Genomic DNA, 13296 nt, shown 5'->3' on the forward strand with positions numbered 1-13296 from the left:
GCCCGCACGGGGCGCCCGGCCGCCCCACGGCGCTTCGCTGGCCCCAAAAGATCAAGTCACTTCCCCATTGCCCAAACCGTCATGTTGCCCCAAACCCTTGAAAAACGGGTGCCGGCTCTACATGATGAGCAGTAGAAGAGCTTCGGTCCCCTGTGGGTCGCGGCCCTTCGCCTTCATGGGGGAACACCACGGTGGTCCAGACCGGGGAGGCCTCGTTCCCGCTGGGTCACGCCCCGTTGGATGCCTGGCACCCCCCTGCGGCGCTCGCGGCCGACGGCTCACCGCTTCCCCTTCCTATAACGAACCGGGTGGCCGCGGCCAGCCGGCCGAGCAGGAGGAACGATGAAAACATCACGACGGGGAAAGGCGTATGCCTCGCTGGCGGGCCTGGGGGTTGCAGCCATGGTGCTCACCAGTTGCGGCGGGGGACCGGGCGCCCCGGAAACCAGCGCCGCCAGCACCGAATCCGGCGCGGCGACGGGCAAGGCGGAGGTCACCTTGTACGGCACCATCGCCGACGCCGAGGCCAAGCTGCTGGAACAGTCCTGGGCCGACTGGTCCAAGGAAAACAACATCAAGATCAAGTACGAGTCCTCCAAGGAATTCGAGACGCAGATCGCCGTCCGTGCCCAGGGCGGCAACGCCCCGGACCTGGCGATCTTCCCGCAGCCCGGGCTGCTGGGGGACCTGGCCACCCGCGGCTTCCTCAAGCCGGCGCCCGAGGGCGTCAAGGCCAATGTCGCCTCCGGCTGGTCCGAGGACTGGGCCAAGTACGGCACCGTGGACGGCACCCTGTACGGCGCCCCGCTGATGGCCAGCGTCAAGGGCTGGATCTGGTACTCGCCGGCCGAGTTCAAGGACAAGGGCTACGAGGTCCCCACCACCTGGCAGGGGCTGCTTGACCTGACCGCGCAAATCGAGAAGGACAAGGGCAAGGCCCCCTGGTGTGCCGGCTTCGGCTCCGGGGACGCCACCGGCTGGCCGGGCACCGACTGGGTCGAGGACCTGGTGCTGCGCCAGTCCGGGAAAGACGTCTACGACCAGTGGGTCGCCAACGAGGTGAAGTTCACCGACCCGCAGATCAAGTCCGCGCTCGATGAGGTCGGCAAGATCCTGAAGAACCCGAAGTACGTCAACGCCGGCTACGGCGACGTGGCCTCCATCAACGCCACCGAGTTCGGTGCGGTGGCCGATGTCCTGGTCAAGGGCGACTGCTCGCTGCACCACCAGGCGTCGTTCTTCAGCGGGTTCATCACCGAGGCCGGCGGCACCGTCGGCCCGGACGCCGACCTGTGGGGCTTCGTGACCCCGTCGATCGACGGGGCCGGCAACTCGGTCACCGGCGGCGGCGAGATCGTCGGAGCCTTCAACGACGACCCGTCGGTGGTGAAGGTGCAGGAGTACCTCTCCAGCGCCGAGTGGGCCAACTCCCGGGTGAAGCTCGGCGGGGTGCTCTCGGCCAACAAGGGCCTGGACCCGGCCAACGCGTCCGACCCGCTGCTGCAGGAGGCCGTGAAGATCCTGCAGGACCCGGCGACGACGTTCCGCTTCGACGCCTCCGACCTGATGCCCGGTTCCGTCGGGGCCGGCACCTTCTGGAAGGGCATGATCGACTGGATCAACGGCTCGGATTCCGAGACGGTGCTCAAGGCGATCGAGGCCGGCTGGCCCTCGAAGTAGCGCCTCGCGGCACCCGCGTCCGGCGGGCCCGGAGCGGTCACCCCGACCGCCCGGACCCGCCGGCGCACCACCCCACCGGGTTTCCCGGGCCGGACATCGATGCCCGGCCCGCACGCCTCTTCCAGCATTGCCTCCGGATAGCGCGCAGGTGACCCCGCCACCGCGGGGCACCGCGGGCAGCCACCTCGAAAGGCCGGCACCGACGCATCATGACAAACTTCCTGCAATGGCTCAGCACGCTGCCCACCCTGGCGCAGATCCCGATCATCATCGGGGTGTTCTGCGCCGTGGTGATCCTGTTGCTCTTCCTCATCGAGCTGGCCCCGCGGCGCGGGCGCAGGTTCACGATCATCCGCGCCGTCGCCTGCGTCCTGTTCCCGCTGCTGATGCTCGCAATCCTGGATTCCTACACCTGGGCCATCGTCGCCGCCGGCTTCCTGGGATTGCTGCTCTTCTGGCTCGACTACCGCTCGCGGCACGGGGCGGGGTACGTCTTCGCGCTGGTGGGTTTCCTGTCCCCCGCGCTGCTGCTGCTGGCGGCCGGGCTGGTCATCCCCACGATCCAGACCACCGTGCAGTCCTTCATGAACTCCCGCGGCACCGAATTCGTGGGGCTGGAGAACTTCATCTGGATCTTCACCCAGCCCGCGGGCATCCGCACGGTGCTGAACACCGTGCTGTGGGTGCTCATCGCCCCGGCGGTGTCCACGATTGCCGGGATGGCCTACGCGGTGTTCATCGACAAGTCCCGCGGGGAGAAGTTCTTCAAGATCCTGGTGTTCATGCCGATGGCGATCTCCTTCGTGGGCGCCTCGATCATCTGGCGCTTCGTCTACACCGCGCGGCCCGCGGACTCGGAGCAGATCGGCCTGCTGAACCAGGTGATCGTCTGGGCCGGCGGGGAACCGGTGCAGTTCCTGCAGGAATCCCCGTGGAACACCGTGGCGCTGATCGCGGTGCTGATCTGGGTGCAGACCGGGTTCGCGATGGTGATCCTCTCCGCGGCGATCAAGGCGGTGCCGCTCGAGCAGCTGGAGGCGGCCGAGCTTGACGGGGCCAACGGCTGGCAGCGCTTCGCCAACGTGACGCTGCCGGGCATCCGCTCCTCGCTGGTCGTCGTGCTGACCACCATCTCGATCGCCTCGCTGAAGGTCTTTGACATCGTGCGCACCATGACCGCCGGCGCCAACGACACCTCGGTGATCGCCAACGAGATGTACACCCAGTTCCGCAACTTCGAGGCCGGGCGCTCCGCGGCGTTCGCCGTGATCCTCTTCCTCATGGTGATGCCCATCGTCATCTACAACGCCCGGCAGATCAAGATGCAAAGGGAGATGCGCTGATGTCCACGCTCGCCAGAACCGAAGAAGCCCCCGCGGCACCCGATTCCAGGGTGCGGCGCGGCCGCCCGGCCGCCTCGCTGGCCAAGAACCGGCTGACCAACCGCTGGGCCACCGGCGCAGCACTGGTCATTGCCGCGCTGTGGACCGTCCCGACCATCGGGCTGCTGGTCTCCTCGTTCCGCCCGGCGCAGCAGGTGCGCACCACCGGCTGGTGGACCCTTTTCCAAAACTGGGGTTTCACCACCGACAACTACTCCGCCGTGCTGCAGGCCGGAAACTCGCAGCTGACCATGGCCGGGTCGTTCATCAACTCGATCGCGATCACCCTGCCGGCCACCGTGATCCCGCTGGTGCTGGCCACCCTGGCCGCCTACGCCTTCGCCTGGATGCGCTTCCCGGGCAAGGACCTGCTCTTCGTGCTGGTCTTCGCACTGCAGATCGTGCCCATCCAGATGGCGCTGGTGCCGCTGCTGCGGCTCTTTGCCGCCGGGGAGCTCTTCGGGGTCCCGGTCATCGGGGCGTTCGGGCAGGCCGGATACGCGCAGGTGTGGATCGCGCACACCATCTTCGCGCTGCCGCTGGCGATCTTCCTGCTGCACAACTTCATTGCCGAGATCCCCAACGAAATCATCGAGGCGGCCCGGGTCGACGGGGCCAGCCATGGGCAGATCTTCTTCCGGATCGTGCTGCCGCTCACGGCCCCGGCGATCGCAGCCTTCTCGATCTTCCAGTTCCTCTGGGTGTGGAACGACCTTTTGGTCGCGTTGATCTTCGCCGACGGCGCGGTCGCCCCGATCACCAAGCTGCTGGCGGAGATCACCGGAAGCCGCGGGCAGGACTGGCACCTGCTCACCGCCGGGGCGTTCGTGGCCATGATCGTGCCGCTGGCCGTGTTCTTCGCGCTGCAGCGCTACTTCGTGCGCGGGCTGATGGCCGGCTCCGCCAAGGGGTAGGCGGGCCCCGCGCGACATGCGCCGGGGTCCTCTCACAGCAAAGCCGACGATTCACTGGTTACCATGGAACACGTGGCTCAGTGGATTAAGACTTGGACGGAAGACGGCTGGCGCGCCGAGGCGCTCTCTTGGGTGGACATGGCCTGCGAGGCATATTCCATCAAGCGCATAGGCGCACTTCAAAGCGCATCTTCATCGATCCGCGCGACGCACTTGCGGGTGCCCACCGACGCCGGGATGCTGTTCTTCAAGGCCGTGGCGCCCGGGCAGCTGTTCGAGCCCCCGTTGACCGCCGCCGCCGCGTCCCTGGTCCCGGACCGGCTGGTCATGCCGCTGGCGATCGACCCGGACCGCGGCTGGATGCTGTCCCCCGACTACGGCGCAACCCTCGACGAGCTGGCCACGACCCCGGAGCTGTGGGCCCGTGCGCTCGGCGCACTCGGCGGGCTGCAGCGCGAGCTCGTGCCGAGCGAGGAGGCCCTGTTCGACGCCGGCCTGCAGATCCTGGATCCCGCATGGATTCCCGAGGAGTTCAACAACGCGCTCACGCTGCATGCCTCGCTGCCCGCCGAACACCCGCTGGGCATCCCGGCCCGCGACGCCGACCACGCCTTCGCCGCGCTGAAGGACATCGAGGAGGCTTGCGCGCAGCTGATCGCCGGCCCGATCCCGCTGAGCCTGGAGCACGGCTCCTTCGACCGCCGCCGGGTTTTTGCCCCCACCGACGAGACCGCCGCACCGCGGATCCTGAACCTCGGCGATGCGCACTGGGCACACCCCTTCGCCTCGCTGGCCCGTCCCATCGAACGGATGCGGATCGATTTCCGGGCACCGGCCAACGACCCGCGGATCATCGCCGCCATCGGCGCGTACCTTGCCGCGTGGGACGACTACGGGTCCCCCGACGAGCTCTATGCCCTGGTGGCCCCGGCCCTGCGGATCTCCCCGCTGCACACCCACGAGACCTGGCTGCAATTGCTGGCCGAGGCCGACGAGCCGGCCCTGCTGCGCTGGGCGCCGAAGGTGCTCGAACCGCTGGCCTCGCTGGCGGCCACCACGGCCTGAGCCGCGCAAGTTGCCGGCGGGCCCGGTTTCAGCCGGCCGGGCGGTCCTGCGGCCAGATCCCGCGGATGGCCATGACCCGGGCCAGGACGTCGGCGTTGTCGCTCATGATCCCGTCCACGCCCATCTCCAACAGCCGGTGCATGTCCGCTTCCCCGTTGACCACCCACACGTGGACCTGCAGTCCGGCGGCGTGGGCATGGCGAATGAAATTCGGGCCCACCACGCGGACGGCCCCCTGCCGCTCGGGGACCTGCAGGGCCGCGACGTTGCGGAACCAGGAACGCGGCAGCGGGGCGAGTGGACCCAGCAGCGCCGCCGCACCGACCCCCAGCACCCCGGGACTGGCAGCCACCGGTGCCCCGGAGGCGGCCAGCAGCCGCTGCACCATCCTGCGGCGCCGCCCGTTGAACGAGGCCACCAGCACCCGGTCTGCGGCCCCGTGCCGCCGGATCGCGCGGGCCAGCAGGGCCGCGGAGGCCGGATCCTTCACGTCGACGTTGAAGTGCGCGTGCCCGAATCCCTCCAGCACCTGCTCGAAGGTGGGAATCGGTTCCCCCGCCACGCGCAGCCGTGCCAGTTCGGCCGCGGTGCATTCGGACACCCTGCGCGTCTCCCCGGTCAGCCGGCGCAGGTCCTCGTCGTGGAACACCATCAGCACCCCGTCCTTGCTGGCGCGCACGTCGGTCTCCAGGTAGCCGAAGCCCAGCTCCACGGCGGCACCGAAGGCCTTGAGGGTGTTTTCCTCGCCGTTCGGCGCGAACCCGCGGTGGGAGAACGCCAGCGCGGAACCGGCCAGCGGGGAGCCTGCGGTGTTGCGCAGGTACGGTGCGGTCCCGACCCGTGGTGCCTCGATCATGGTTGCTTCCCCCGTTGGTTCGGCCCGCGGGAACGGGCCCGGTTGATGTGTGCCTAGCGTGTTTCCGGTGTGCGTCCGGCCAGGATGTCCTCCAGGATGCGGGCCACCCCGTCGTCCTCGACGCCCGGGGCCAGGTGGGCGGCGGCCAGGAGCGCGCTCGGGTGCCCGGAGGCCATGGCGTATCCGTGCCCGGCCCAGGAGAGCATCCGCAGGTCGTTGGGCATGTCCCCGAACGCGGCGACTTCGCCGGCGCCGATCCCCAGCGCGGCCGCATGGGCTTCCAGCGCGACGGACTTGTCCACGTCCACGTGCGCCATTTCCAGCAGCGCGACATCGACCGCGGAATGCGTCACCGAGACCAGGTGCGCCAGGGGCCCGGCGACGGCGGCCATGAAGGCGTCTGGGTCCCGGGTGCGGGACTTGGCCAGGAACTTCACCACGCCCGCCTCCTGCAGGTCCGCCGAGCCCAGGTCCAGCGCCCGGATTTCCCCGAGGCGTTCGGTGTCGCCGGGTTCGGCGAATCCGGTGCCCAGGTGCAGTCCGCGGGTGGTTTCCGCCGCGAAGGTGGCCGTGGGCTCGGCGTGCAGGATGATGTCGCGGACCTCGAGCAGCGCCACGGGTTCGATGGTCGCCGCGGAGATCAGGGACTCGGATTCCAGGTCGTAGAGCACCGCGCCGTTGGAGCAGATCACGGTGCCCAGGTGGCCGAAGGCCCGGCGCACCGGGTCCAGCCAGCGCATCGGGCGGCCGGTGACGAAGACGATGTGCATCCCGGATTCGCGGGCGTGGCGGAACGCCTCGATGGTGCGGGCGGAAATGGTCCCGTCCGCGCGGATGATGGTTCCGTCCAGGTCGCTGGCGACCAGCCGCACATCCATGTCCGTTTGCCCCCAAATGCCTTTGTGCTCAGGAAATCTCTTGCCGGGTCGGCGGGTTGGCGCCGGGCCGCGAGACGGTGATCGCCGCCGCGCGGGCGGCATAGTCCAGGATCTCGGTGAGCGTTCCGGTGTCCAGCGCGTGCAGTTGCCCGCGCCGTTCGCTGCCCAGCAGCCCGCGGGATTCCAGGGCGGAGATCATCGCGGAGATGAACGAGTCCCCGGCGCCCACGGTGTCCGCGACATCCACCACCGGTGCGGCGGTGCGCGCCGTGCCGGCCTTCACCAGCCCCCAGGGGCCGCCGGAACCGTAGGTCGCGATGACCATGGCCGGGCCCAGGGCCAGCCAGGCGGCGGCGGTGTCCTGAACGCTGCGGTGCGGGTAGAGCCATTCGAGGTCGGAGTCCGAGGCCCGGACCACGTCGGCCAGCGCGACGAAGCGTTCGACGTCGGCCACCGCCTTGGCATGGTCGGTGACCAGCGAGGGACGGATGTTCGGATCGTAGGAGATGGTGGCGTGCGGGCGGGCGGCCTCGATGAGCTTGCGCACCTTGGAGGCGCCCGGTTCCACGAGCGTGGCCAGCGAACCGGTGTGCACGGCCCGGGCCTCGGCCAGCGCCGGGGTGTCGGCGGGCAGCTCGGGCAGGTCCCAGTGCATGTCGAAGGTGTAGCTGGCGGCGCCCACGGGGTCCAGGATGCCGCGCGCGGTGGAGGTCGGGGCGTCGTCGGGACCACAGATGTAGCGCACGTCGTTGGCGGCCAGCGCCTGCTGGATCATCACCCCGTACTCGTCCTTGCCCCAGCGTCCGATGAAGGTGGTGGGGTGCCCGAGCTTGGCCAGGCCGACGGCGACGTTCAGCGGGCTGCCGCCGACGAAGGAGCGCGGCGCGCTGATCCCGCCGGAAAGCACGTCGACCAGGGCCTCGCCTATGACCGTCAGCACATCGGGCTCCTCATCCTTGGTTCTGGGGTGTCGACTTCAATATACCGGTCGGTAGCCAAGGGCGGCGCAGTGTGTGCCGCGGCTCTCCGTCCCGCCGGCCACCTCAGCGGTGTTGCGCGCGGTCCCCGCCGAGTTCCAGCAGGGCCGCCACGCTTGCTTCCCAGGCCGGGTCACCGGGGGTGATCAGCCCGTAGTGGTCCCCGGCCAGCTCCCGGTAGGACACCGGGGCAGCTGCGGCGCGCGCGCGGGCGGCGAAGGAACGGGCCAGGGCCACCGGCACGTCAATGTCCTGGCTCCCGTGCAGCATCACCAGCGGAACCGCGGGCAGGGCCCGGGCCGCGGGATCCGCGTTTTTCCAGGCTTCCGGTGCGGCTTCCGGGGTGGCACCCATCAATTCGGCGGCGGCGCCATGGCTCAGGTGCAGTTCGTGGGCCAGGTGCAGGTCCAGCACCCCGGCCTGCGAGACGACGCCCTGAAGGGTCCTGCCCTCCGGCGGGCACGCGCCAGGGGCGCCGGGGGGCAGCAGGTTTCGTCCCGCGGCCCACAACGCCAGGTGTCCTCCGGCCGAGTGCCCGATCCCGATCCGCGGCCCGTCCGGGATCCCGGCGGCGGCCAGCGCCGCATCCAGGGCATCGAGTCCCGCCGCGACATCGTTGAAGGTCTCCGGGTAGCCCCCCTGGCCCCCGGCGGTGCGCCGGTATTCCAGGTTCCAGGACACGATGCCGCGCGCGGCCAGGTCGGCAGCCAGCGGGCGGCCCAGTTCCGCGCCGTAGGCCTGCCGCCAGAACCCGCCGTGGATGATCACGGCGATGACCCGGTGCAGGCGTGTTTCGGGGAGCCACAGCTCCGCGTACTGGCTGGGGTGCGGGCCGTAGGCGTGGTGCGCCGGAGGTGCCGTAAACGGCACTAGCGGCCCGGGAACTCGGGGGCGGACTTGGCCACGAAGGCCGCGCGCCCCACCACGGAATCCTCGGTCGCAAAGGCCTTCATGAAGGAGCGGGCCTCGGCCTCCAGACCGGCGACGACGTCCAGCCCGGCGATCTCGTTGATCGCGTGCTTCACGTTGGCCACCGCGGTTGGCGCCTTGGAGGCGATTTCGGCGATCGTGGCCAGGGCCGCTTCCAGCAGCGCCGCGTTGTCTTCCAGAACCCGGTTGACCAGCCCGATGCGCAGCGCCTCGGCGGATTTGATGCGCCGGCCGGTGTAGATCAGTTCGCGGGCCATGCCGATGCCCACGCGCTGCTGCAGGCGCACCGAACCGCCGAAGCCTGGCACCAGGCCGAGGTTGACCTCGGGCTGGCCGAAGCTGGCGTTGGCAGAGGCATAGAGGAAGTCGCAGGCCATGGCCAGTTCGCAGCCGCCGCCCAGGGCGAATCCGTTGACCGCGGCGATCACCGGGACCGGGAGGGCTTCGAGGCGCAGCGTGACGTCGTGCATGCGCTTGCCGTAGGCCAGCGCCTCGTGAGGGCCCATCGAGTTCATTTCCACGATGTTGGCCCCGGCGACGAAGGCCTTCTCCCCCGCCCCGGTGATGATGATCCCGCGCACCGGCCAGTTGGCATCGGTGCCGAGGTCGGCCAGCACGCCGGTGAGCGCGTGGAGGTCCTCGACCACGGCGGCGGCCAGCGCGTTCATCGACGCCGGCTGGTTGATGGTCACCAGCAGCGCCTCGTTGCGCTGTTCAACGAGCAAAGTCCGGTAGGTCCCGAAATCCATGTGCACTCCCTTGTGATTGGCTTTGCGACCAGCGTCTCATGTTTGCCGCATCACGGGCATGGTGACGCGCGGTGGTGAAAGCGGGCGGACGTCGCCGCCGAACACGAAGGCCCGTCCTGCTCCCCCTGCGGAAAGGGGAGCCGGACGGGCCTGGGCGGTGCGGAAAGAAGGGATCAGCGCTTGCGGCCGCGGGAGGCGGGCTTTGCACCGCGCTTGGCCCCGGGCCGGGACCCGGCGGCGGCTGCCTTCCTCTTGGTCTTGGCCTTCTTTGCGTCCTTGGCCGCCTCGGATTGGCTGCTCTGGCGCTGCTTGCGGGCCTCGACCGCCTGTTCCTGCTGGCGTTGGGCCACCGAGGCCTGCCGGGAGGAGTTCTCCCCGCGGCCGCGCACCACCCCGATGAATTCCTCGATGACCGGGTCTGCGGGTTCGTCACCCACCGGCGCCAGCCAGGCGATTCCGACGCTGGTGCCCGGGACGCCTTCAAGCACCTTGTGCACCACGTCCTTGCGGTGGTGCAGGCGGGCAACACCCATCGGCAGCACCAGCAGGCCCGCACCCGAGGATGCGACCTCCATGGCCATCGCGGTCCCGCCCACGGAATCGGGGTAGTCGGCCAGGTCCAGGAAGTTCTCGCCGGAGAGATCCGCGTACGGGACCGTCTCCTCGTAGAGCTCGATGTCGTGGTCCTTGGCTGCGCAAACGACCTGGGACTCTTCATAGAGCGGAATCACGTGGATCGCGGGGGTCTTGGGCGAGGTACCGGTGGCAAAGCGGACAAAGACGACGTCCGACTCGCCGGTGTCCAGGCGCGCCAGGATCGCCTCCCCGTCGTAGCGCAGGGCCTGGAGCGGGTTCTGTGGATAACGTTCGTTCCACCTGGTCAGCCATTTGCCGGGCGTGACGCCCGGTACATAGGCGATTTTTAGTCCTGTCACCACCCCAGCGTACCGGTACGCTAGAGCACATGAGCGAGAAAACCCCACAGAACATGAAGCCGGCGACTGCCGCAAAGAAATTGGGCATCTACCTGCCCGCAGCTCCGGCCGAGTTCCAGGAGGGTCCGGTCACCCGGGCCGGGCTCGACGATTTGCTGGCCAACCCGCCGGCGTGGCTCGAGGAATTGCGTGCCAACGGCCCGCATCCGCGACCCGTGGTGGCCCACAAGCTGAACGTTTCGATCGCTGGCCTGGCCCGCGCCGAAATCACCGAGGCGTTGACCACCGAACAGATCGAGGCCTTGCTGGCCGACCGTCCGGTGTGGCTGCAGGAAGAGCGCGCCTCGCTGGCCGCCGTCCGGGCAGAGGAAAAGCGTGTGCGTGACGCTGCGGCCGCCAAGGGCGACCGCAGCTAGCCACGGTTCAACAATGGTGCGGTGACTACTTGACCGTCTTGACGATGTAGACATCGCACGGGGCTGCATGTGCCACGGAGGTGGCCACGGAGCCGAGCACGCGGCCCAGGCCCTTCATGCCGACGTTTCCGACGACGATCAGGGTGGCGTTGAGGCGCTCGGCCTCGGCAACCAGGACTTCCTGCGGCTTGCCGTGGGCTGCCGTTGCGGTGATCTTGGCGGTCGGCTCGGTGATGCGCAGGCCTGCGGCGCACTGCTCGGCGACCTTTCCTGCCTGCTCGGCGTCGTCCAGGATCCAGGTGTCGGTGCCGATCCTCACGACTTCGGTGTTGTCCGAGGTGTGTGCGGTCACCACGACCAGTTCGGCATCCATGTTGGAGGCGATGCGTGCCGCGCGTTCGGCGGCGCGCTGTGCTGTCTCGCTGCCGTCAACACCGACGATGATGGTTTCTGCCATGTTCTGACGCTCCTTTTGCTGTGGCCACCCGTTCGGCGGCCGTTATTTGGGTGTAAAAAACTGGTTAGGAAATATTCTGCCGCAGGAAGTCCACTGCCCGGCCCCACGCCACAGCCGCGGCCTCGGGCCGGTAGTTTCCCGCCGGGTTCTCGTCGTTGTGGAAGGCGTGCGGGGCGTCGTAGTAGAAGAACGTCACCTCGGTGCCGGATTCGGCGCGGATCTGTTCTTCCTGGGCGCGTGCCTTGGCCACCGGGTAGGACGAATCCTCGTTGGCGTAATGCCCCTGGATCTTGGCGCGCACGCCCGTGTAGCTTTCGGGTACGCCCTGGCCGACGCCGTAGAAGGGAACGGCCGCGGAAATCTTCTGTCCCTGCTGCGCCGCCAGGGCCAGCACGAAACCGCCGCCCATGCAGAATCCGATGGTACCCACGGTCGCGCTCGTCACCGCATCCAGGCCCAGGAGGTAGTCGACAGCCCCGGCCAGCAGCTTCGCGCCGACCTCCTCGGGCAGCTGGGACATCATCTTCGCTGCCTCGGCCCCGTCGTGGGCCACCGTGCCGCCAAAAAGATCCGGTGCCAGGGCGACGAAGCCCTCGGCCGCCAGCCGGTCGGCCACGTCGCGGATGTGGTCGGTCAGTCCCCACCATTCCTGGATGACAATGACGCCGGGACCATGCCCTCCCTCGGGCAACGCCAGGTAGCCGTGCGCTGCTTGCCCTTCGGATGGAAATGAAACGTTCTGGGCCGGTGTCTGGGACGCCATGATGCTGACTGCTCCTGTCCTACATGCTTCCTTGCCTACGGAAAAGATCGAACGACTCCCAGTCTATGCATGGGGATGTGGGCTCCTGCCCCAAATCGCCGGTGTTTGCATCACATCCGCGGTGCCGGACGCCCTGCAAAGAGGCCGGTGACACCTTTTTATGGGTTACTCCCCCGTTCACGGGGTCAAATGCACCACAACCGTACTATCGTGGATCACCCAAAACAGTTCAGCGCTAGTGATCAGGAGCCACCCGACATGTCCCATCCTCAGACCATGACATCACGCCTGGCGGCCGAGTTCCTCGGCACCGGCGTCCTGGTATTCGGCGGCTGCGGAGCCGCAATCTTCTCCGCCAAGGTCATTTCCTCGAACACCGTCAACATGGGGATCGGGTTCCTCGGCGTTGCCCTGGCGTTCGGCCTGACCGTCCTGGTCATGGTGTACGCCGTCGGCCACATCTCCGGCGCCCACTTCAATCCCGCCGTCACCCTTGGTGCAGCATTGGCCGGGCGCATCGAGTGGAAGGCCGTTCCCGCCTACTGGATCACCCAGATCATCGGTGCCTCGGTCGCGGGCCTGGCACTCTTTGCCATTGCCACCGGAAAGCACGGCTTCGATCCGGTTGCCTCGGGCTTTGCCTCCAACGGCTATGCCGACCGCTCCCCCGACGGCTACTCGATGTTATCGGCGCTGCTCGCGGAGATCATCCTCACGGCGATCTTCCTGTACGTCATCCTGGGATCCACGGACGGGCGGGCGCCCAAGGGCTTCGCAGGGATATCCATCGGGTTGTCCCTGACGCTGATCCACCTGGTTGCCATCCCGATCACCAACACGTCGGTGAACCCCGCCCGTTCGTTGGGCGTGGCCTGGTTTGCGGGCCCGGCGGCGCTCGGGCAGGTCTGGCTGTTCATCGTGGCGCCCTTGGTGGGGGCCGCGATCGCGGGGCTCACCTATCCGCTGTTTTTCCCGAACCCCGCGGTATCCATGGCCGTGGAGATGGATCGGGGGCCAGGGCCGACCAGCACCGACGACTAGGCGGGGCCCGGTTGAACCCTCGATAGCGTTAACGAAAGAACCCCCGGTCCGAAGACCGGGGGTTCTTTCTCATATGTGCGCGAGGGGGGACTTGAACCCCCACGCCCTTGCGAGCACTGGCACCTGAAGCCAGCGCGTCTACCAATTCCGCCACTCGCGCATATTCACTGCTGTTTTCGTCATTGACTTCAACAGCGAGATCAATAATATACACAGATCGCCTCGAACAACTAATCGAGGGGAACTTTGTGAT

At 68.3% G+C, this 13296-nt stretch carries 14 protein-coding genes and 1 tRNA gene; 6 read left to right on the forward strand and 9 right to left on the reverse strand.

Going from position 1 to position 13296, the window contains the following annotated elements; translation table 11 throughout:
• The first annotated feature begins 342 nt into the window (after positions 1 to 342).
• From J2T21_RS14480 to J2T21_RS14495, 4 genes are all read left to right on the forward strand, one after another.
• Entirely contained in the window at positions 343 to 1680 is a 1338-nt protein-coding gene (locus J2T21_RS14480) for an ABC transporter substrate-binding protein (protein WP_307582173.1), read from the forward strand.
• A 209-nt stretch (positions 1681 to 1889) separates the two neighbouring features.
• The gene (locus J2T21_RS14485) at positions 1890 to 3023 is read left to right on the forward strand and encodes a carbohydrate ABC transporter permease (RefSeq protein WP_307582175.1); all 1134 of its coding nucleotides are present in this window, start codon (positions 1890 to 1892) and stop codon (positions 3021 to 3023) included.
• Positions 3023 to 3976 (forward strand): carbohydrate ABC transporter permease, encoded by a 954-nt coding sequence (locus tag J2T21_RS14490; protein WP_307582176.1) that lies wholly within the window; start codon positions 3023 to 3025, stop codon positions 3974 to 3976. The genes J2T21_RS14485 and J2T21_RS14490 overlap by 1 nt, the downstream gene beginning before the upstream one ends.
• 72 nt (positions 3977 to 4048) lie before the next feature.
• The gene (locus J2T21_RS14495; RefSeq protein ID WP_307582177.1) at positions 4049 to 5041 is read left to right on the forward strand and encodes a hypothetical protein; all 993 of its coding nucleotides are present in this window, start codon (positions 4049 to 4051) and stop codon (positions 5039 to 5041) included.
• Positions 5042 to 5069: 28 nt separating this feature from the next.
• On the opposite strand, the gene J2T21_RS14500 is transcribed toward J2T21_RS14495, so the two are convergent.
• The 6 genes from J2T21_RS14500 to J2T21_RS14525 form a co-directional block, all read right to left on the reverse strand.
• Positions 5070 to 5897 (reverse strand): glycerophosphodiester phosphodiesterase, encoded by an 828-nt coding sequence (locus tag J2T21_RS14500; RefSeq protein WP_307582179.1) that lies wholly within the window; start codon positions 5895 to 5897, stop codon positions 5070 to 5072.
• Positions 5898 to 5950: 53 nt separating this feature from the next.
• A complete protein-coding gene (locus J2T21_RS14505) occupies positions 5951 to 6775 on the reverse strand; it encodes an HAD hydrolase family protein (protein ID WP_307582180.1) in 825 nt (274 codons plus the stop codon).
• A gap of 28 nt (positions 6776 to 6803) precedes the next feature.
• Positions 6804 to 7715 carry a carbohydrate kinase family protein gene (locus tag J2T21_RS14510; RefSeq protein WP_307582182.1) on the reverse strand — a complete coding sequence of 304 codons (912 nt, stop codon included), beginning with the start codon at positions 7713 to 7715 and terminating at the stop codon, positions 6804 to 6806.
• 103 nt (positions 7716 to 7818) lie between these two features.
• Positions 7819 to 8622, reverse strand: a complete 804-nt coding sequence (locus J2T21_RS14515; protein ID WP_307582183.1) for an alpha/beta hydrolase family protein — start codon at positions 8620 to 8622, stop codon at positions 7819 to 7821.
• Positions 8622 to 9431 carry an enoyl-CoA hydratase-related protein gene (locus J2T21_RS14520; protein WP_307582185.1) on the reverse strand — a complete coding sequence of 270 codons (810 nt, stop codon included), beginning with the start codon at positions 9429 to 9431 and terminating at the stop codon, positions 8622 to 8624. Before J2T21_RS14520 ends, J2T21_RS14515 begins: the two co-directional genes overlap by 1 nt.
• A gap of 173 nt (positions 9432 to 9604) precedes the next feature.
• Complete coding sequence (locus J2T21_RS14525) at positions 9605 to 10366, reverse strand: substrate-binding domain-containing protein (RefSeq protein ID WP_307582187.1); 762 nt, start codon at positions 10364 to 10366, stop codon at positions 9605 to 9607.
• A gap of 29 nt (positions 10367 to 10395) precedes the next feature.
• Here J2T21_RS14525 and J2T21_RS14530 point away from each other — a divergent pair, with 29 nt between their 5' ends.
• Complete coding sequence (locus J2T21_RS14530; protein WP_307582188.1) at positions 10396 to 10782, forward strand: DUF5997 family protein; 387 nt, start codon at positions 10396 to 10398, stop codon at positions 10780 to 10782.
• Between the two features lie 25 nt (positions 10783 to 10807).
• Here J2T21_RS14530 and J2T21_RS14535 read toward each other — a convergent pair whose 3' ends face one another.
• Entirely contained in the window at positions 10808 to 11239 is a 432-nt protein-coding gene (locus J2T21_RS14535) for a universal stress protein (protein WP_307582190.1), read from the reverse strand.
• 64 nt (positions 11240 to 11303) lie between these two features.
• Positions 11304 to 12002 (reverse strand): dienelactone hydrolase family protein, encoded by a 699-nt coding sequence (locus J2T21_RS14540; RefSeq protein ID WP_307582192.1) that lies wholly within the window; start codon positions 12000 to 12002, stop codon positions 11304 to 11306.
• Positions 12003 to 12278: 276 nt separating this feature from the next.
• Here J2T21_RS14540 and aqpZ point away from each other — a divergent pair, with 276 nt between their 5' ends.
• Positions 12279 to 13043 carry an aquaporin Z gene (gene aqpZ / locus J2T21_RS14545; RefSeq protein ID WP_307582193.1) on the forward strand — a complete coding sequence of 255 codons (765 nt, stop codon included), beginning with the start codon at positions 12279 to 12281 and terminating at the stop codon, positions 13041 to 13043.
• Positions 13044 to 13119: 76 nt separating this feature from the next.
• On the opposite strand, the gene J2T21_RS14550 is transcribed toward aqpZ, so the two are convergent.
• Positions 13120 to 13203: transfer RNA gene (locus J2T21_RS14550), tRNA-Leu, on the reverse strand.
• Between the last annotated feature and the right edge of the window lie 93 nt (positions 13204 to 13296).

Source organism: Paeniglutamicibacter psychrophenolicus (assembly GCF_030812255.1).
Taxonomy (GTDB): domain Bacteria; phylum Actinomycetota; class Actinomycetes; order Actinomycetales; family Micrococcaceae; genus Paeniglutamicibacter; species Paeniglutamicibacter psychrophenolicus_A.

Excerpts from the sequence above, each read along its gene's own strand:
- J2T21_RS14485 (WP_307582175.1), top strand. The coding sequence starts at position 1,890 with ATGACAAACTTCCTGCAATGGCTCAGCACGCTGCCCACCCTGGCGCAG.
- J2T21_RS14505 (WP_307582180.1), bottom strand. The coding sequence starts at position 6,775 with ATGGATGTGCGGCTGGTCGCCAGCGACCTGGACGGAACCATCATCCGC.
- aqpZ (WP_307582193.1), top strand. The coding sequence starts at position 12,279 with ATGACATCACGCCTGGCGGCCGAGTTCCTCGGCACCGGCGTCCTGGTA.
- J2T21_RS14480 (WP_307582173.1), top strand. The coding sequence starts at position 343 with ATGAAAACATCACGACGGGGAAAGGCGTATGCCTCGCTGGCGGGCCTG.
- J2T21_RS14490 (WP_307582176.1), top strand. The coding sequence starts at position 3,023 with ATGTCCACGCTCGCCAGAACCGAAGAAGCCCCCGCGGCACCCGATTCC.
- J2T21_RS14500 (WP_307582179.1), bottom strand. The coding sequence starts at position 5,897 with ATGATCGAGGCACCACGGGTCGGGACCGCACCGTACCTGCGCAACACC.
- J2T21_RS14535 (WP_307582190.1), bottom strand. The coding sequence starts at position 11,239 with ATGGCAGAAACCATCATCGTCGGTGTTGACGGCAGCGAGACAGCACAG.
- J2T21_RS14520 (WP_307582185.1), bottom strand. The coding sequence starts at position 9,431 with ATGGATTTCGGGACCTACCGGACTTTGCTCGTTGAACAGCGCAACGAG.
- J2T21_RS14530 (WP_307582188.1), top strand. The coding sequence starts at position 10,396 with ATGAGCGAGAAAACCCCACAGAACATGAAGCCGGCGACTGCCGCAAAG.
- J2T21_RS14540 (WP_307582192.1), bottom strand. The coding sequence starts at position 12,002 with ATGGCGTCCCAGACACCGGCCCAGAACGTTTCATTTCCATCCGAAGGG.